Origin of the sequence: Roseibium aggregatum (genome assembly GCF_017309185.1) — a bacterium.
Classification (GTDB): Bacteria; Pseudomonadota; Alphaproteobacteria; order Rhizobiales; family Stappiaceae; genus Roseibium; species Roseibium aggregatum_B.
Genome location: NZ_JAEKJZ010000006.1, coordinates 436,919 through 455,109 on the forward strand (window position 1 = coordinate 436,919; position 18,191 = coordinate 455,109).

Below are 18,191 nucleotides of genomic sequence, written 5' to 3' on the forward strand. Positions count from 1 at the left end.
CATCTCGGTCGACCTTTGAAAACGCCTCAGGCGGCGGAGGAGGAGGTAGTCTTTGAACCGGCACCATACCGGTTTTCGATGCTGTCGAGTACCATCTTCTTGAATTCCTCGGCAATGCCTTCGCTGCGACGTGTCGCGACTTTTTTCCCAAAGGATAAAGACCGCTGCCGAAGCCGGTCGCCGCTGCCTGACGGAGAAATGCCGATGCCGGCGAATTCGCACGCGTGGGGTCCGTCGACGATAGCATCCATGACCGCCTCATCGAGGCTGTTGGCGCCCGGACACAGCGTGCGCCAAGCCGGCAGGGACCGCGGCCATTGCTCTCGCCAGTTTTACCCATTAGAGCCTATGGGAGGCGGTTCTCAAACCGCGACCAATTTTCCGGGGTTTCGCATGTTGAAAAGATTGCTGTCGGAGTCCGTCTCGCTCGTTTTCGGAAACCTCGAGGTTGTTTTCAAGACCTGCGGCAGCTGGATCGTGCTCCAGTTTGTCCTGATGACAAGTGCCCGGCTCGTCGTCGGGTCTGCCGGTCAACAGGCCGACCCTTCGGTTCAGGCCGTCTTCTTTTCTCTCGCGATCATGGTTTTCACGCTGGTGTCTTCGGCGAGTATTTCCGTTGCCTGGCATCGTTTCGGCCTGCTTGGAGACAAGCCCGGTCTCATCCATCTGAAGTTTTCGCGGATCGAGCTCAGTTTCGTTCTCAAGATGCTCCTGCTCGGCCTGTTTGTCCTCGGTTTATGGCTGGTGGTGCTGCTAGTTCACAACCTGATCCTGGTGCCCGCATTCACGATCGTCTTCGGGCTTCTGCTGCTTTTCTTCGCCATCCCGGCTTTCTTCCGTTTGTCGCTTATCCTGCCCGCGACCGCCGTCGAGCGACCGATCGGACTTGGCGAAGCGTATTCCGTCAGCGCAGGGCTCGGTTGGTACATGTTCTTCGCATCCGTCATCCTGGCACTGCCTTTCGCGCTGGCGAACCTGGGAATTCAGTATCTTTTGCAGGCGGCGTCCGGAAGCATTCCGCTTCTCTTCATTCAGATCAAAATCCTGATCCTGAACGTGCTTCTGCAGATCATCGTGACCGTGCTCGGCATTTCCGTCCTCACCGGCGGATACCGGATTGCGATGGAAAGGAAGACCAACGGGACAGGGAATTAGGGTACGTACCCTAAGCTCGGGTCCCCTTTTCAACGTGATTTAAAGGTTCGTGACCTAGCGTTATTCCGCGAAATTCTTACTTTAAGTCGGTATCCAAGGACACCAATCGCGGGGGCAATGCATGTTCATCACCGTTCTGGAACGGTCCGTATCGCTGGCGCAGCATAATGTCGGGACACTGTTCAGGAGCGGCTGGGCCTATATGCTGCTGCTTCTGGCGCTGAATTTCGTCATTGGCTCGGCGCTGATGCCGGAGGACGGCTTCAAGACCGTTTCCTACATGACGGAGCCGGTGGACAAGCCGGACGAGGGCGCGTTCAGGGGATTGGCGGCGGTTGCCAATCTTCTGGTCGGCTTTTCCATCGCCATCGCCTATGTCCGGCGGATCCTGATCGACGCGCACGACTTTCCACTTGTTTTCGGCGGACGGACGGCACGGGTTATCATCAACCAGATCGTCCTGAGCCTGATCGGAATGCTGTCGCTGGTGCCGTTGGTGATTGTGGCCTCGCTTCTGGCGGCGGTGACCGCCGGCTTCGGTCTCCTGTTGATGTTTCTGGCGCCCTTCGTCGCGCTGATGGTCGTTCAGCGCTTTTCCGTGGTCCTGCCGGCCGCCGCGGTCGACGACCCCCTGACATTCAGGGAAAGCTGGCACGCGACGTCGGGCCTCGGCTGGGCGATGGCCTTTTCGGCCCTGGTGATGAGCCTTTTGGCAGGTTTTCTGGTCGTTGTGTGGGGCCTGTTTTTGAACCTTTGCGACAGGGTGGTGCCGGACGGCACACTGTTGCAGCAGATCGGCTCCGCCGTCCTTCCCATGGGCACCATGCTGATCCTGGTCTGGGTCTTCGCAAGCCTGCACGCCACCTTCTACGGTTTGATCCGGGAGCGTTTCGCGGAACGGATCAGGCTCAGGTCGGAGGATCTGTCCAAAGCGGAAGAGCAGCGGTTGACCGCAAGGACGCGGGCGCAAAAGGCGATTTCCGGGGCGCAGCGCATGGACCGGCGCTGATCCGGCGGCGTCACTTTTTGTCATTCCCTTGTTGCAGCGCGTCTATAACTGGTCAAATGTTGTGCCGGAATTTTCTGCAAGCGGAACCCGGACCTGCCGGCGTCCGTTTGCATCCCGTCAGGCTCGGAAACGGGCCTCTGGCGCATTCGAAATACGGATGGGTTTCGCGGGAAAGGCAGAACAGGTCTTTCAGCCGAAATTCGTCCAAAGTCCTGGGAGTTTACCTATGCTTGCCAACAAAACCGCTGTCGTCACCGGCTCCACCTCCGGGATAGGACTGGGCTGTGCCCGGGCTTTCGCCGCCAAGGGCGCAAATGTCGTTATCAATGGTCTTGGCGACGCGGACGAGATCGAAAAGACCCGTGCCGCGATCGAGGTCGATTTCGGTGTGCGCTGCACCTATTCTCCCGCCAACATGCTGAAGGGCGACGAGATCGCGGCGATGATCGCGGACGCGGACAAGGAGTTCGGCTCGGTCGACATTCTGGTGAACAACGCCGGTATCCAGTATGTCTCGCCGGTTGACGAGTTCCCGATCGAAAAGTGGGATGCCATCATCGCGATCAATCTGTCCTCGGCGTTTCATGCCATCCGCGCGGCCGTTCCGGGGATGAAGAAAAACGGCTGGGGCCGGATCATCAACACCGCCTCCGCCCATGCGCTGGTCGCCTCGCCTTACAAATCCGCCTATGTCGCCGCCAAGCACGGCATTGCCGGGCTGACCAAGACGGTGGCGCTGGAAGTGGCCCAGCAGGGCATCACCGTCAACGCCATCTGCCCGGGTTATGTCTGGACCCCGCTGGTCGAAGCCCAGATCCCGGACACCATGAAGGCGCGCAACATGACCGAGGAGCAGGTCAAGAACGACGTCATGCTGGCGGCCCAGCCGACCAAACAGTTCGTTACCATCGAACAGGTCGCCGGCTACGCCGTGTTCCTGTGTTCCGACGATGCCGCGTCGATCACCGGCTCCATCCTGCCGATCGACGGCGGTTGGACGGCGCACTAAGTGCAGAAGGCATCCGAACCGGGCTTAACGAGAAGAGGGCCTTGAGTGGCCAATTCAAAGAAAATCAATCTGGCCCTTCAGGGCGGAGGCGCGCATGGCGCCTTCACCTGGGGGGTCCTGGACGGCTTTCTGGAAGACAGCCGGCTGACCATCGACGGGGTCAGCGGCACGTCCGCGGGCGCCATGAATGCGGTCGTTCTGGCCAGCGGCATGGAAGCCGGTGGCGAGGACGGCGCGCGGGAAAGCCTGGAAGCCTTCTGGCACGAGGTCAGCAACCGGGCGCGGTTCAGCCCCATACAGCGGTCCGCCATCGATGTGCTGATGGGCGAATGGAGCCTGGACCATTCGCCGACCTACCTGTTTTTCGACCTCGTTTCGCGCTTCGCGTCGCCCTACGAGTTCAATCCCCTGAACATCAATCCCTTGCGCGAAGTGGTTGCCGAAATCGTCGATTTCGACAAGGTCCACTGTTGCTCGCAGATGCAACTCTTCATTTCCGCGACGAATGTCTTCACCGGCAAGATCCGTGTGTTCCGGGAACGGGAAGTGACGCTCGACGCCGTGATGGCGTCCGCCTGCCTGCCGCATCTCTTTCAGGCGGTCGAGATCGATGGCGAGCCCTATTGGGATGGCGGCTACATGGGAAATCCGCCCCTCTATCCCCTGATCTACAACACCGGGACCCCTGACATCGTCCTGATCCAGATCAACCCGGTCGAACGGCGTCAGGTCCCGAAATCCGCGCGTGAGATCGTCAACCGGCTGAACGAAATCACCTTCAATTCGACGCTGATGCGCGAATTGAGGGCAATCGATTTCGTGACGCGGCTGATCGAGGAAGGCAAGTTGTCGAGCGAGGACTATACCAAACTGCACATGCACAGGGTTTCGGCGACGGAACTGGTTCCGCTGCAGGCTTCCTCCAAGTTGAACGCGGAGTGGGCGTTTCTGACCGAACTTCGCGATCTCGGCCGGGAAACCGCGAAAGAATGGCTCGACGCAAACTACGACGCCATCGGCGAACAGTCGACGATCGATCTGCATCGGGAAATCCAGTGACGCAATCTTCCGTTGCGTTAACCTTCTCTTCACCACGTTTGCATCCGGCATTGCAGATTGCAATGCACGGTCAGTGAAGAAAGTCTGAATGGAATCAGTATTTTGTGTTGAAGTCTTCAGATGACTCTATATCTGGCGTTCGGCGATGGTTCAGCAAATTGGCAAGACTTTTGCGATTGGATTGGCACGCTGATTGTCAGGTAGTGCGTCGTCAGCGCCTTATGGATGGAAGAAGCGGGCATCTGCGACCCCGCTCGCTTCTTCCCTCTCACCTTTCCTTCCAAATCCGGCCGTCTTCTGGAACTCCTGTCCCAAGAGCGAACCTTGTCCCATCGCACGGGTCATGGCGAATCTCGCCCGGCAACAGCTTTTTTTCTCTGCGAATGCTCTTGCGTTGACCGGGCAGTGGCGTATTCCTGAAACGGCTTTGTTGTATCAACACTCATTCTTGCGGAACTGTCAGGTGGCGGCGGCGGAACGATGGTTGATACAAGTCCTTTACCTGCCGGCTTGGACGCCTATCTAAAATTCAAGTGATACAAGGGATTGGCTATGTGCGAAAGGAAGCCCCGGGTTCTGACCGGTCTGATCGGCCTTATGGCGGTCTGGGCCACCGTTGACGGCGCTGCCGCGGGCAGCGACACCGAACGGATGGCCGAGATCAAGCGAGACGGCGGGTGCGTGCGCTGCGATCTTGAGCTGGCCGAACTCCGGTATCTCAACATGGACGGCGGAGATTTCTCCCGGGTCAATCTGCGCGAAGCGGACTTGAAGGAAGTCGTCCTGACGAATGCCAATTTCCGCCGCGCCGACCTCCGGCGCGCGGAAGCGGAGCGCGCCGACTTCTCGGGTTCGGACTTCACCGACGCCAGCATGCGCTCCGTCGATCTGGAAAAGGCGGATCTTACCGGAGCGATCTTGAAAGAGGCCGACCTCAGGGATGCGGACATGCATTACAGCCTGATTTCGGGAACCGATTTCGAGAACGCGGATCTGAGAAATGTAACCTTCATCCGCTCGGTCGCGAAGAATGCGTCCTTCAAACGGGCCAAGATGGACGAGGTCAATCTGGAGCGTGTCGACCTGACCGGCGCCAATCTGCAAAGGGCGCGAATCCGGGACGGGAAACTGGACCGCGTCGATGCGGTCAACGCGGACTTCTCCGGCGCGGACCTTTCCGGCGTTCGCATGGTGAGCGCGGATCTGTCGAAGGCGAACCTGACGAATGTGAATTTCGACGGAGCGCTGTTGCGCCGGACACGCCTGGCCGGGGCGGATCTGACCGGCGCCTATAACCTGGACCCCAATCGGATCCTGGACGCCTGCGGCGACGAGACGACGAAGCTGCCGAAGGGAATCGAACTGCCGGACTGCACCGACGAGTGATGTCCGGTGATCAGTCGAAGATGTCGAAGGCGAAGCGGTAGCTGACGCCGACGCCGAAACTGAACTGATCCTTGCTTCCGCCTTCGGCGATCGGGCTGTTGGCGGCGTCGCCGATGAGACGGTCATAGCCGCCTTTGACGTGGAAACGGATGTCGTCGTTGAAGTCGTAGCTCGCGATTGCCGCCAGGCCCAGGCTCTTGAAACCGGCGCTCGGGCTGTAGGCGCTCAGCCGTCCACCGCTCGCCGCCGCTTCCCTGGCGGAGACCCCGAAATAGGTGTCCATATAGTCGGAGGAAGCGAAAGCCGCGCGCGGGCCGAGGCTGACTTCCCATTTCTCACCCGGATAGAAAATTCCGTCGACGCCGAGTTGGCCGACCTGGCCCGTATGACCGTTGAAGCCCTGGCGGACTTCCGCGAACGCACGGAAATGCTGGGTCCGGAAACCGCCGCCGAGACCGAGTTCAAGCGCCCAGTCGACCGTGTCGGTGCCCGTCAGGTCGGAACTGTCGCTGGCCTTGCGCTCGCCGATGAAGTTGAAGGACGGGAAGAAGAAGATGCCGTTGCGCCGCCGCCCGTCGACCACCTGTCCGAGACCGGGCAGATAGAACCGGCCGACGGAGACGATCGGGAAGGGGTAGATCAAGTAGCTGTCCGCGGCCTCGTAGCGCGGCTGGACAATGGCGCCAACGCCGAGATCTACGACGAACTGGCGGTTTGCGTCCTCGGCGGAAATCTGCCCGCTTTCGGCCTGAACGGCTCCGGACGTGACGATCGCTGAGAGGGCAAGTGCGGCGCGCGACAACAGTTTGAACATTCATCCACTTCCATGGGGAGAGAACCTTGGCTGGAAGATAGCACGAGTGCGGGTTACTCAAAGCCTAACTTTAGCGGGTTTTTCCGGACTGTTGCATTTCGGCATCGCAGGGCGGGCGAAGCCTTCTCATGGTCATTTGTTCAACCTGGCCGGTTTTCGTCACAGAGTGGTTCAATCCGGCTGAGAAATGCACTAAATGAGGGCGAAACCGAATTTCGAACGGCAACGGACCAGACCATGACCGCACTCTTCAATGTCATCCTGCTCGCGCTGGAGCTTTACACCTACGTGATTATCGCCAGCGCGATCTTTTCCTGGCTCTATGCCTTCAATATCGTCAATTCCAACAATCAGGTCATCAATTCCATCGGCCGTGTTCTCTACAACCTGACCGAACCGGCACTCAGACCGATTCGCCGTTTCATGCCGGATCTCGGCGGCGTCGATATCTCACCCGTGATCTTGCTGCTGCTGATTATCTTTGTCCGCCAGATCATCATCATCAATCTGTTGCCGATGGTCCGCGGATACTGAAGGTTCTGACGGGAAGAAGAAAAAGCCCGGGCGATAGGCCCGGGCCCCGATTGCAGGCTCCCACCGAAGAGCCGTTCCGGCGCCATGCGATGCCGCTTTGAGGTACGCCCGCCGAAGTGGCTCCACAAGGTCGTCGGGGCTTAATCCTCCAGGGCCCTTGCCTCGTCCGGCAGCATGATCGGGATTCCATTGCGGATCGGATAGGCGAGCTTGGCGGCGCGGGAGACCAGTTCCTGCTTCTGGGCGTCGTATTCCAGAGCGGCCTTGGTCACCGGACAGACGAGCAGTTCCAGGAGTTTCCGGTCGACAGGGCGGTCGGTTGTTTCGGTCATGGGCGGGCTTTCACTCTTCAGTCTCAATACGGGCGGGGCTTACTGCAGGGTCGACCCGCCGTCGTTCTGCGTCTTGGCAAGATCCATCTCGGTGATCGCGATCAGCGTTTCGGCCCGGGTCTTCAGGTCGCGGGCTTCCAGGAGAGCCTGTTTCTCCTGGGGGCCGTAGGGGCACATGATACACAGCGCGTTAACGAGAACTTCCGTTTCCGCCTCCGAAACGCTCTCCCAGTCCGCGTCCAGATTGTTGGCGCTCAGATAGTCGCGGAGCGTCTTCAGAAGGCCGTTGCGGTCGACGTCCTCCTCGCCCTCGCCGCATCTGAGATCATGCGCGAAGGCGGCATAGTCGCACTCGACCTCGCGGAACCTGCTGTAGGACTTCACTTCCTGGCCAAGAGCGAACCGGGTCACGCCCTGAAGCGAGACCAGATACCGGCCGTCGCCGGTTTCCTGAAAGCTGGTCAGCCGGCCGACGCAGCCGACAGGACACAGCGCCGGCCTGTCCGGGTCGCCGGCAACGCGGTCCGTGGAGGGCTGGACCATACCGATCAGCCGGTTGCCGGAAAGGGCGGCGTCGATCATGTCGATATAGCGCGGTTCGAAAATGTTGAGCGGCAGCTGGGTCCTGGGCAGCAGCAGGGCGCCTGACAGCGGAAATACCGGCAGCACAGGCGGCAGATCCGCAATCGTTTCGTAAATTGCATTGCCCGCCTGCATGTGTCTGCCTTGATTGTCTTCGACGAGATCCGTAATTCGTTCTCTGTAATGTGTGTCAGTTCCGCCGGCCGTCAAGAAAACAGAACGGCGGACAGCTTGCGCCGGCCGTAGGCGCTGGCCGCGTCCTTGAAACCCCAGGCCTCGAAAAACTGCAGCAACTGCTTGCGCGCGCCATCCTCGTTCCAGTCCCGGTCGCGGCGGACGATTTCGATCAGCTGGTCGACGGCGCCGGTCTTGTCGCCCTTGTCGTTAAGTCCGAGCGCGAGATCGAAGCGCGCCTGAAGATCGAGCGGGTCCTTGGCGATCCGGTCCTCGAACTCGGCGAGGTCTCCAAGCGCTGCCGCCTGTTCCTTCAGTTCGACCGCGGCTTTGGCCGCCTGGTAGGCTTCGTCGGAGCGCTTGTCTTCCGGCACAAGATCGAGTGCCTGCCTGGCGCGCTCCAGTTCGTCGGCGCCCAGATAACATTGCGCCAGCCCGGCAATCGCCTTCACATTGTCCGGTTCCATCTGCATGACCGCGCCGAAGAGCTGGGCGGCCTGACCGAAGTCTCCGGCTTCAAGCATCGCCGCGGCCTGCTCCAGGAACGTGTCCGCCTGACTTGCCGGCGCGGGGCCGGCGACCTTCTCGATGAAGGCCTTGATCTCGCTTTCCGGCTGCGCGCCCATGAAGCCGTCGACCGGCTGGCCGTCCTTGAAGGCGATCACGGCGGGAATCGACTGGATGCCCATCTGGCCGGCGATTTCGGGATGGTCGTCGATATTCATTTTCGCCAGCTTGACCGTGCCGCCGGCCGCATTGACCGCGGCTTCGATGATTGGCGTCAGCTGTTTGCACGGACCGCACCAGGGGGCCCAGAAATCGACGAGGACCGTTTGCTGACGGGAGGCTTCGATGACGTCGCTCATGAAGCTCTGCGTGGTGACATCGAACACCAGGCCGCCGCCGGAGGGGCCGGCGCCGTTGCCGCCGTCACCGCCGAAACCGCCGCCCTGGCTTCCATATCCGCCGCCCATCGAACCGCCGAAGCCGCCTCCGATCTGGCCGCCCATGCTGTAGTTGCCGTTGCTCATGTGCCCGCCTCATGCTTTGCGGCCGGTCCGCGTTTCCGTCCGGCCAGTCTGTTCCTTGAATTGGCTCTAACATGGAACCGTGGCGCCCGAAATACAAACGCCAATACAAACGCCCGATCCCGGAAGAATTAAAGGCCCGCCGCTTTCGCTTCCTCGCTGACCGCCAGAACCTGTGGGTCATGACCGCAGGCCCGGGCGAATTTCAGCAGGTCCCCGGCCCTGATCGCCGTGGAGGCATCGTTTTTCAGCGGATGATAGTTCAGGATCTCATGCTGCATCATGGCAGCATCGAAGACCGGGGTGACACGAAGCGCCTCGCGGTCGTTGATCAGCGAGAAGGGCGTCACGGAGCCGGGCTCCACGCCGAGCACCTCCATCAGAAGGTCCGCGTTGCCGAAGGACACCCGGCCCTGGGCGCCGATGATCTGATGCACCTTTTTAAGGTCGATCTCCGCGTCGTGCAGGGCGACGATCAGGAACAGGCGCCCCTTCTTGTCCTTGACGAACAGGTTCTTGGTATGCCCGCCGGGAATTTGATCGTGCAGCTCGCCCGATTCCGCGACGGTGAAGACCGGCTGGTGGTCCACCGTCGAAACATCGATGCCGAGTTCGGCGAAAAAGCTCATGAGGTCGTCGCGGCTTGCGGGCATGTCCGGTCCTGAAATTAAATAACTTGAGGCTGTTTAGAGCATTTCCGGCCCGGCCCACAAGGGCGAAATCGTCGCAAAACCCTTTGAAATCGGCGCTTTTCCGGTCGGGGAAGTTCGCAAAACCCACAGAAAGACAGCTAAAAAAATTTCTGAAATTTCGGTGTTGCAATCCGTCTCCGCATAGTTCATATACTGCGCCACCGACGCCGGGCCGGTCAGGACCGGATGGCGGACATTCTGCGGGTGTAGCTCAGGGGTAGAGCACAACCTTGCCAAGGTTGGGGTCGAGGGTTCGAATCCCTTCGCCCGCTCCAAATTCTAAGTAAACAAAAGCCGCGGAGAGTCGCGGCTTTTGTTTTTTCTAGTGCCACTTTTCATTCATTATTCAAATGCTCAAAAGGCGGCGGTTACCGCGCGGTTACCATTTTATCGAAATGAGAATGTGTGACGTTGCTTTGCAGTGGGATATACTAAAATTTTAGCTAGCTGACGTTTAGTTAAGCCTTTGTCAGTAGATCCTCAGGCCAATTGGACTGAGATAGTTTACAGGAGCAACAATCGAGCCGTCTCGCAGTACACTAACAGCGCTGTCGAAGAACGCTATCTCTGGGAAAGGCGGTAGGTCTTTTGCGAGTTCATCGCCGCCGCGGGCAATTGAGCACAATCCACTAAATATTGCCTCTTCCACACCGAAGAACGTTGCAGGGGTTAAATCAAGGCGCAGTGGATTCTGATTCAAGAAAACTGTGCGTTCGTTGTTTAGATTTATTTCAAGCGGGGCAATACCTTCGCGACCGGGATAAAATCCTCCTACAAAACGCTTTCCGCTAAGTGGTGGGCTAAGAAATTCCCAAACAAATGCGGGAAATTGAATTTCAGGCGGTACTTGCAGATTCAATGCAAGTGAATTCGATAGTATTGGCTGCCTAATCTTCGCAGCCAGCTCTGCGTAATGAAGCGCGATTACAGAATTAGCCAGCTGTGGTGCTTCCCTAAGTGAAGTTTCTCCAGGAGAATCAGGGTCCTCTGCGTAAAGTTTTGATTTGACCTTTTTTCCATCAGCCTCAGTGGCAAATCGCGTTGCAACAATATGTCCTTTTGCTGAAATTAATGTTCCGCTTGCGTCTCTAATCCCGACGCGATCAAACTGTTTCCGCCATTTATTAAATTCAGCGTTTTTGAAGCTTATCGACTTAGATCGTCCCTTCGCCTCAGCAAGGAATACAGACGATCTATCTTGAGCGCAGAGATAGTCTGGCGCATCTCCTGGAGACACACGGAAAACTTCATGACCAATAGAATTGGGATGTGCTGGCCTGTTTAGGACCGCGTCCATGTGGGCAAAATACGTTATGTTTAAGTGTTCGTACAGAAACCACCGACAGAACGCTTGACCCAGTTGGTTGGAAGTACTTCGGCGAAAAGCCAATCCAGTTCCAAATCCATCGCCACGAACTCGAAACTCTTTGTCTGTTGTAAAGAGGCTGAGATGTTCGAATCGAGCAAGATCAGGATCTGGTGGGGCATATCCTCTTGTGTCTAAATAGTAGTGGTGGAATAGGCGCGCCAAATCAACTTTAACAGAAGCGTTTTTATTGCCTTCTTCTGTGCAGCAGACAAGGCTTGGTGGTGTGGGATTATAGTCTTTCAGCTGAAAATCAATATTCTTAAACAATTGTAGCTCTACATAAATTCGATGAAGGTTGTGTATCGAATGAGAATACAACTTTTCTACTGATTGTCACCAGTGTTGTGATTCTGACCTAGATGGCAAGTATGCATCGAGGACCAGAGTTCGTTCGCGGCGAGCGCATCCCACGTGCCAACGTGGTCGCCGCATAGGCCAATAATTGACGACAATTTTTCCGCGTGTTTCGATTTTTGTTTTTCTTCAATTGCTTGGGAACTGAAATGACCAAGAAATATCTAATTTGCGCGATATCCTTTTCGGTGCTCGTGCTCACGGGTTGCAATTCCGTCGAGACCAAAACAACGCTATCTACACCGACTACGCAAAGCGTCAGGACTGCCGGTCCTGGTGACGTTGTTATGAAATTTCAGTCACGCCGCTCTCTACCCAATGCCTTTGGTAAGGCTGATGTGTTCGGTCGCACCATAAACGCAGGTGAGACGACCGTTCGCTACGTCGGGAGTAGCGACGGATGGGCGGTATTCGAGCGCACAGATGTGCTTGTGACAAGCAACGCGACGACCATGAGTGAAACACCGGCAGTCTTACCGAAAACCACACGTACAAACATCAGCGGCTCAGTTGGAACAGTTCCCGTTTCCGCGACTGCGACGTTTACTAGCTACCGATACATCCCTGCTCGAGGTTCGTCGCAATACGCAACACGTTCACGACCAATTCAATTCAGCCTCGGCACAGGTCAAAGCGTGAAAGTGTCCAGTAAGACGCTGCGAGTTGTTGGTATCGGAGCCAGTTCGGTCAGCTACCGCATAGAGTGAACGCGGCTGTGACGTACATAAGCATATGATGCGGCGGGTCGGTCCAGGCCTGAGCGGGTCCGCCAGCAGCAACTCGGAAGGGACCCAAGCAAAGGGGGAGTGTTGAAGCAATTCCCTCGGAAAGCAGGCACATAGAATTGCGCGACCGCCGGTGTTGCCGACGCCCGCGCTTCATCGAATGAGCGAAGTGGCGTTATCAGCCTACCATTTCTGATCCACAGCTATATGGTCTTCGCACTCGCACTGACCGAATTCCTCAAACGCCCATTCAAGCTCGTCGGCAGCGAGGCGCATCAGTTCTGCTGCCTTTTCCAATGGAAGCCATTCCTCGTTGCCGGTGCCTTTGTCTCTAACCAAAACCTGCATGGCGATCTCCTGTGCTCAACAGGACAGGAAAACATGGCGACAATTCGCACACAATTATCTGCGTAATATCAGATAGTTAAGAAATGGTCTGATATTGCAAGCGCGTCACGTGGCGTTCCTGCGGCGGCAGCACGTACAGGCAGTCCCTATGGCTGGGCGGTAGTGGGGGCCGTAGGAAGTGGCCCCCGCCAGCGCGCGTACGGTGGGCAGGGCGCGGCGCACGCAGGGGTACTGCCCCCTAGCTGCTGTAGGCCCTGTCCAGCGCTTCAATGGCTGCGCTGCCGTCGCGGACGGCTTGGGTGTAGTGGCCAAGCGTCACGGTCGGGTTGGCATGACCGGCGATCTGCGCGACCAGTCCCACTTCAATTCCCTGCGCTTGTAGAGTCGAGATGAAGGAGTGGCGTGCGGAGTGCGGCGTCACATATGGCAGGCCAAGCTTTTTGAACGCGGGTGCCCAATAACGCTTGCGAAAGTTTTGGTAGAGCAGTGGGCCACCGCCTCCAAGACGCGGCTTCGGCCACTCCTGTAGCCTTCCAGGGCCAGGAAAGACGCGGTGAAGCTCCTTGCCCTTCCTCGGGCAGCGAACGCGCCAATCGAGGAGCAGTTCGCGCAAGGTGGCGCTCATGGGAACGTCCCGTGTCCCGGCTTCCGTCTTAGTCATTTCCGTTAGCGAGCCGTCACGCTCTTGGATGCGGCGAATGCGAATGACACCGCGCTCGAAGTCCACCTCGCTCCACAGAAGGCCAAGCTGCTCGGAGGGCCGCGTTCCAGCCAAGAAGGCGAAGGCGTAGTAGATGCCGTTTTCCTGGTCCTTTTTAGCGGCAGCGACCAGCTTGGCGATGTGATCAGGGGTCAGGATGACCTTCTTCTGTTTTTGCCGCGCGCGAGGAAGGCCCGTCGGCATGGAGGGAGCACGGATGCCGAAGTCTTCCTCGGCCAGCGCCAAGATTGACTTGAGGTGGGATTTGGCCCTGTTCGCCGTATAAGGCCCGCACTGCTCGGTGACAGTCTTGTGCCACGCGCGGATCATGGCCGTGTTAAGGTCTGTCAGCTTCACGTGGCCGAGGAGCTTGATGAAACGAGCGCCTTTAGGGGCAACGCCATTCTCGGTGTAGTCCGCGCGTTCCTGTTTGGTGCCGATAAGCAGCGGCCCCCGGATCGCGCCGTTCGCCACGACCTTGTAGCCCTTCAGAGTTGAGGACTTGATGCTACCATCTTTTGTCCCAAGCCAATGGTCGATGGCTTCTGCGACGGTCGGAGCCTTGCGCTCGTCGAAGTAGTTCCCCTCCGCCACTTTCAGCAATAGGGTGTTCCTAAATGCCTCTGCGTCCTTCTTCCGATTGAAGGCGCGACGGCGGCGTTTGTGTACTTGCGGATCCTGATACTCGCAGTACCACTGCGGATAGGCGGCAATGGTTCCGTCTTTCAGTTTGCGACGGCGGGTAGTCGAAGTGATTGAGACATTGAAGTTTTTCATGATCTTGCTCTTTCCAAATGAAAAAAGCGACGAGGAAAACACGGCGGCGTAACCCGCACAAGTAATCGCCGAACGCCTCAGAAGGCGCTCGAAGCGGCCACAGCGGTAACCGCGCCGGTAACCTCTGCCGTGGATTGATTGGAGAGGCCGCGAGAGGCCGCGGCCTTAGACTGTTTAGATCCCACGCTCAACGAGGTTGAAATCGCGGTTTGTGGAAGGGTGACGGCGTGACGCCAGTGGCAGCAGCAGGCGGCGTGTGCACCGGGCTGTGTGTAGTAGGGGGAGTACCCCTCCCCCTGCTGTGTCCCAAGAGTGCCACGACACCAAACGCCATCACGGGCGTCACACCAAAAAGGGCGGCTTTGCGTTTCCTGGATCAACGAGCCGAATTCGAACCTTGCGCCCTTTCCGGTCTTTGGGCAGAAACTCCACTACAATCCCGGCCTTCTCCATTGCAGGACGCATTCTGATGAGTTGGTTCGACAATTGAGAGGGCGATTTTGGGAGGCTTCTGTGATGCTTTGCATCGTCCTGCTCCATGATTTTAACGAAGAGGCCGCCGAAATAGTCCTCATAGCCCAGAGGTCCAGCGATCCTCCGCAACGCTACGACAAGGGCGTTGTCATTGACTTGTTCGATGAAGAATTCATCTTGCGCAGCAGCAATCGCATCAATAATAGCTCCCGCTTCCTCGCCCAAACCGCCTTCGGCGGCGCTGATCCAACGGGCAGAATCCGCCATTCGGAGATGACGAGGAGGTTCAATGCCGTCGAACTCTCGCAGAGCATGTGCAACGGCATCATAAAGTGCCCCGAGAACGCCCGGTAGCCGCTGATTGAATTCGGCACGAAGTTCATCCTCAGTCTTCCGCCCACCTTCAGACATCGGCGACAGCTTGATTGGGATAGCCCTTTCCATCAGGTCCGGCCGACTGGCGTAACCTCCAATTCCATTGATCATAAACGGTCGCGTATAGTTCATCACATAGAGGTCACCGTCTGTATAAAGCTTACGGACCGCAATGCCGCCACCGGTCGAAAGTGCGCAAAGAGCGTCAGACATCTCCGCGCTCATACCCGATGCGTTGTCAAAACTGAGCAGACGATATTCCTGGGCCTGGATCATCAGATCCTGGGGCTTATCAGGCAGTCGCATTCGCATTGCCGTATTCGGGTCAATGATCCGTTTGATAACCTCGCAAAAGAAGCTCTTCCCGGATCCCTGTTCGCCTTCCACCAACAGGATGAAATACGGCCCAGTTGGCCTGAGCGCATTAATAAGGAATGCCAAAAGCAGTCGATAGTTCTGCTGGTCCAAACCCAAAAAGCTTCGGAACCAATAAAGTTCCTCGATGGAGCCGGATACCGGCAGCGGCAGTTCCCCGAAACCGGCGCCTCGTATGAACTTATGGGCAACCGTGGCTTCGATAGTCCATCCGTCCGGTTCGATCAAAACTGTGCTGCCGTCGTCGTGTCCCAAATCCATGGAAATCGCGTGACCGTTACCGGCAACACGAGCGAAAACGGGGAACGGCGGACCATCGAACAACCCGATTGCTTCCAACGTCGCGATGGCCTCGTTCAACGGCTGAGATGCGATGGGCTTACCCCACGATCTGTAAGCAAGGTTTCGAAGCCATAGTTTGACGCTGCCTGAGGTCACTCGGTAAGCAATAGATGAACCTGTATGAGGCAACGTTGCCATGGCGACGTCTTTTGTGGCCTCATCTCGGAACAAATACATCCCTTCCGCCAACGCCAACTTGACCATTTTTGCGGATTGAGTGTCATCTTCCCCCTCGGTTTCGGCGAAACCTTTTTCACGGGCAGACCGAATCCATTCCGGTAGCTCCTGGAGCGAGTCGCCTGCATAATCGCCGGGTAAAAGCCCGGCGAGAATATCTTCGATTTCCTCATCCGTGGCCCCGGCACGGACAAGTACCGCGACCAATGCCACACCCGCGTCATGCGTTGCCTTTCCGGAGATCAGAACAATTGCGTTTTCAGAACTAATGGCAGCTTTCAGCAATTTGATATGCTGATCGGTAATTTCGGGAAGGTCTGCGAAATCGACTTCCAGAAGCGACTTTCCGTAATTCTCGTACGGTTTGCCGGTTTCTGGATGAATCGACGGCGGCATAACAGTCATTTTACCGCCGGCGAGAAAATCGATGTTGCCGAGTTCTCCCGCACCTTTGATTACCGTGGATTTGAGCAACTTCGGGGCTCGTACGAAAATCGTCGCCCCTTTCTTCCCTCGCTTACCAGCAAGCACTGCCCTCCGCTCGGAGCGGTTCAGTCCAAGAAGCTGAAGGACAAGGTTCAACAGTCGATCATCATCAACATCCAGGGCAACGAGAACTTTCTCTTCACCCAGCGGAGCACCCAAAAGCAAACCGATATTTTTGTTTGCATAGGAAGTTAGCCACTCCTTTTGCTTTTCCTCGCCAGGAATGCCTCCCAAGAGCCCCGTCCACCCGCTGAGAGCAGGAGCCTTACCATTAACCGGAACAATCGGGAGACTTCGATCCCAATACTTTCGCGCTTCGTTTTCAAAAATATCGTCAGACATTTTTACCCCCAATCTTGGAGGCGTTGATCGCCGCAATGACCTCTGAAAGGCGAACGAGCTTACGGCCATTAAACGGCGCATAGGCTGGGATCGAACCGGTGTTTACCGCGCGCCGCAGCGCCCATGTATGAACGCCAAGTGCCTTCGCCGCCTGCTGAATAGTAAGGAGAGACTCGACGCCGAATTCCTCCGGCTTCTTTTCAGTGTCTTCCGAAATTAGTGTCGTCATTTTCGACGCTCCTGAATTGAGTTCAGTTACGTCGATGGCCATCGACTGCCGGTGTTTTCGCAGTTTTCGTATTTTGCTTCCCCCCCACCCCTAGGGGGCGGGGTATTGAAGCGAAAATTCAGGTACGTCCTCTAAAGGAGGTTCGTTCAATTCCTTCATTTTGGAGATGGATAGGTCCATTCGAAAAGCTTTGGTCAATCGACGAGCATTCTCCAGAGTGTCTGACATCTCTGGGCTCAAAAATTCAGAAAACCATTGTTTCTCTTGTCCATCCGGTAGTTCCCCGACAATTGAGTTTATGAGCTCTTCCATTTTGTCGAGCACATCGTCACGTTTTTTTCGCTGTTGGATTCTCAGGAAATGGTAGGCAAACCAACGCTTATGAGCTTCAAGATTTTTACTTCCGGCTCTAAGTTGACGTGCATCAGGCTTCATCTGATAGACAAGCTGGAGGGCTCCAGCCAATCGGTTCAACTGACCCCAATCGTGCAGAAGTTCTGGGGACATTTCTCTTTCTGTAATGCCCTGCTCAACTGAAGCTATTAGCCGCTGCCCAGCCTTAAGACGCTCTTCGATGTCTTTGCGGTCAACCGCATCGACATGCGGGATCAGCAACCAAGCGCGTATAGCTTTGCCATGTTCTTCGTCTTCCCAGAGAGGCGCGCTGTCACGCCACACTTTATTTCCGCTTTTTAAGCCGATCTTTCGACCTTTCGCCTCCTCCAGAGTTTCGAGGCGCATTTGAAACAGGTCACGAAATTCGCTGAGGTCAAATTCGATCTTGGACCAGATATCACCTGTGATAGTTGTCACGACAGCAATGCCTTTGTCTGAACATATCCCTCCCCCTCCCTACCAGGACTAGCATCAACGGCCTAGCCGCCATCACGCACGTCACCACCGTCACGACGTGACGCTGTGTTGGCAGTGACGCACCCGGCCACGCCCAGGTTCTGGCGACTGGGGAGGGGGAGGTGTCAGGTGTCTGCTACATGCGCGCGCCCGCGTAGCTGTGCCGCTGCGGACGGTTGGGGTACAGGGGGCCGGTAGGACACGCGACGTACAGGATACGCCGGACGCCCACAACGAACACGGTTTCTTTAGTGTCGCTTCGTTCACTCAAAATCAGAGCCATCTTTGAAAATTTCAATTAAGCCTTTCCCACGCGGTCTTATGCGAATCGGAGTTTCATATCGTTCGTCGTGCGAAATCGATTTTGACGCTATGAATAGCCCCTAGATTTGTAGACGCCTTCTTCCCTAATTTTGAGGCAAGGAGGCCATGATGGGCACGAGCAATTTCAGTGACGATTTCAAGCGGGACGCGGTGGCTCAAATCACCGAG

Annotated in this window: 18 protein-coding genes and 1 tRNA gene; 7 read left to right on the forward strand and 12 right to left on the reverse strand. The window is 57.0% G+C overall.

The features are described 5' to 3' along the window. Positions 1-26: 26 nt before the first annotated feature. Entirely contained in the window at positions 27-251 is a 225-nt protein-coding gene (locus JF539_RS23985; protein ID WP_207143259.1) for a hypothetical protein, read from the reverse strand. A 142-nt stretch (positions 252-393) separates the two neighbouring features. On the opposite strand from JF539_RS23985, the gene JF539_RS23990 reads away from it, so the two are divergent. The 5 genes from JF539_RS23990 to JF539_RS24010 all read left to right on the forward strand — a co-directional run bounded on the left by JF539_RS23990 (position 394) and on the right by JF539_RS24010 (position 5,618). Further along, positions 394-1,155, forward strand: coding sequence for a hypothetical protein (locus tag JF539_RS23990; RefSeq protein ID WP_207143260.1), 762 nt, complete (start codon positions 394-396; stop codon positions 1,153-1,155). Between the two features lie 121 nt (positions 1,156-1,276). Then, positions 1,277-2,164, forward strand: a complete 888-nt coding sequence (locus JF539_RS23995; protein WP_207143261.1) for a 4-hydroxy-3-methylbut-2-en-1-yl diphosphate synthase — start codon at positions 1,277-1,279, stop codon at positions 2,162-2,164. 226 nt (positions 2,165-2,390) lie between these two features. Continuing rightward, positions 2,391-3,173, forward strand: a complete 783-nt coding sequence (locus tag JF539_RS24000; protein WP_207143262.1) for a 3-hydroxybutyrate dehydrogenase — start codon at positions 2,391-2,393, stop codon at positions 3,171-3,173. Positions 3,174-3,218: 45 nt separating this feature from the next. After that, on the forward strand, positions 3,219-4,232 hold the full coding sequence (locus tag JF539_RS24005; protein WP_207143263.1) for a patatin-like phospholipase family protein: 1,014 nt from the start codon (positions 3,219-3,221) through the stop codon (positions 4,230-4,232). 552 nt (positions 4,233-4,784) lie between these two features. Continuing rightward, positions 4,785-5,618 carry a pentapeptide repeat-containing protein gene (locus JF539_RS24010; RefSeq protein ID WP_207143264.1) on the forward strand — a complete coding sequence of 278 codons (834 nt, stop codon included), beginning with the start codon at positions 4,785-4,787 and terminating at the stop codon, positions 5,616-5,618. 10 nt (positions 5,619-5,628) lie between these two features. Here JF539_RS24010 and JF539_RS24015 read toward each other — a convergent pair whose 3' ends face one another. After that, entirely contained in the window at positions 5,629-6,432 is an 804-nt protein-coding gene (locus JF539_RS24015; RefSeq protein ID WP_207143265.1) for a MipA/OmpV family protein, read from the reverse strand. A gap of 237 nt (positions 6,433-6,669) precedes the next feature. On the opposite strand from JF539_RS24015, the gene JF539_RS24020 reads away from it, so the two are divergent. Next, entirely contained in the window at positions 6,670-6,966 is a 297-nt protein-coding gene (locus tag JF539_RS24020) for a YggT family protein (RefSeq protein WP_207143266.1), read from the forward strand. A gap of 140 nt (positions 6,967-7,106) precedes the next feature. Here JF539_RS24020 and JF539_RS24025 read toward each other — a convergent pair whose 3' ends face one another. The 4 genes from JF539_RS24025 to JF539_RS24040 form a co-directional block, all read right to left on the reverse strand. Continuing rightward, entirely contained in the window at positions 7,107-7,298 is a 192-nt protein-coding gene (locus JF539_RS24025; RefSeq protein ID WP_207143267.1) for a Trm112 family protein, read from the reverse strand. 39 nt (positions 7,299-7,337) lie between these two features. Next, complete coding sequence (locus tag JF539_RS24030) at positions 7,338-8,015, reverse strand: LON peptidase substrate-binding domain-containing protein (protein ID WP_207143268.1); 678 nt, start codon at positions 8,013-8,015, stop codon at positions 7,338-7,340. Between the two features lie 71 nt (positions 8,016-8,086). After that, a complete protein-coding gene (trxA, locus tag JF539_RS24035; protein ID WP_207143269.1) occupies positions 8,087-9,085 on the reverse strand; it encodes a thioredoxin in 999 nt (332 codons plus the stop codon). A 128-nt stretch (positions 9,086-9,213) separates the two neighbouring features. Further along, positions 9,214-9,735 carry a prolyl-tRNA synthetase associated domain-containing protein gene (locus JF539_RS24040; protein WP_207143270.1) on the reverse strand — a complete coding sequence of 174 codons (522 nt, stop codon included), beginning with the start codon at positions 9,733-9,735 and terminating at the stop codon, positions 9,214-9,216. 239 nt (positions 9,736-9,974) lie between these two features. Between JF539_RS24040 and JF539_RS24045 the strand changes: the two genes are divergently transcribed. Next, a tRNA-Gly gene (locus JF539_RS24045) sits at positions 9,975-10,049 on the forward strand. A gap of 194 nt (positions 10,050-10,243) precedes the next feature. Here JF539_RS24045 and JF539_RS24050 read toward each other — a convergent pair. The 6 genes from JF539_RS24050 to JF539_RS24075 all read right to left on the reverse strand — a co-directional run bounded on the left by JF539_RS24050 (position 10,244) and on the right by JF539_RS24075 (position 17,660). Then, a complete protein-coding gene (locus JF539_RS24050; RefSeq protein WP_207143271.1) occupies positions 10,244-11,410 on the reverse strand; it encodes a hypothetical protein in 1,167 nt (388 codons plus the stop codon). 995 nt (positions 11,411-12,405) lie between these two features. Beyond that, a complete protein-coding gene (locus tag JF539_RS24055) occupies positions 12,406-12,570 on the reverse strand; it encodes a hypothetical protein (protein ID WP_207143272.1) in 165 nt (54 codons plus the stop codon). Between the two features lie 238 nt (positions 12,571-12,808). Further along, positions 12,809-14,047 (reverse strand): tyrosine-type recombinase/integrase, encoded by a 1,239-nt coding sequence (locus tag JF539_RS24060; RefSeq protein WP_207143273.1) that lies wholly within the window; start codon positions 14,045-14,047, stop codon positions 12,809-12,811. Positions 14,048-14,389: 342 nt separating this feature from the next. Beyond that, positions 14,390-16,618: a bifunctional DNA primase/polymerase gene (locus JF539_RS24065; protein ID WP_207143274.1), complete on the reverse strand. Its 2,229-nt coding sequence runs from the start codon at positions 16,616-16,618 to the stop codon at positions 14,390-14,392. Next, on the reverse strand, positions 16,611-16,847 hold the full coding sequence (locus tag JF539_RS24070; protein WP_207143275.1) for a helix-turn-helix domain-containing protein: 237 nt from the start codon (positions 16,845-16,847) through the stop codon (positions 16,611-16,613). Before JF539_RS24070 ends, JF539_RS24065 begins: the two co-directional genes overlap by 8 nt. A gap of 90 nt (positions 16,848-16,937) precedes the next feature. Then, complete coding sequence (locus tag JF539_RS24075; RefSeq protein WP_207143276.1) at positions 16,938-17,660, reverse strand: hypothetical protein; 723 nt, start codon at positions 17,658-17,660, stop codon at positions 16,938-16,940. Positions 17,661-18,191 lie beyond the last annotated feature (531 nt).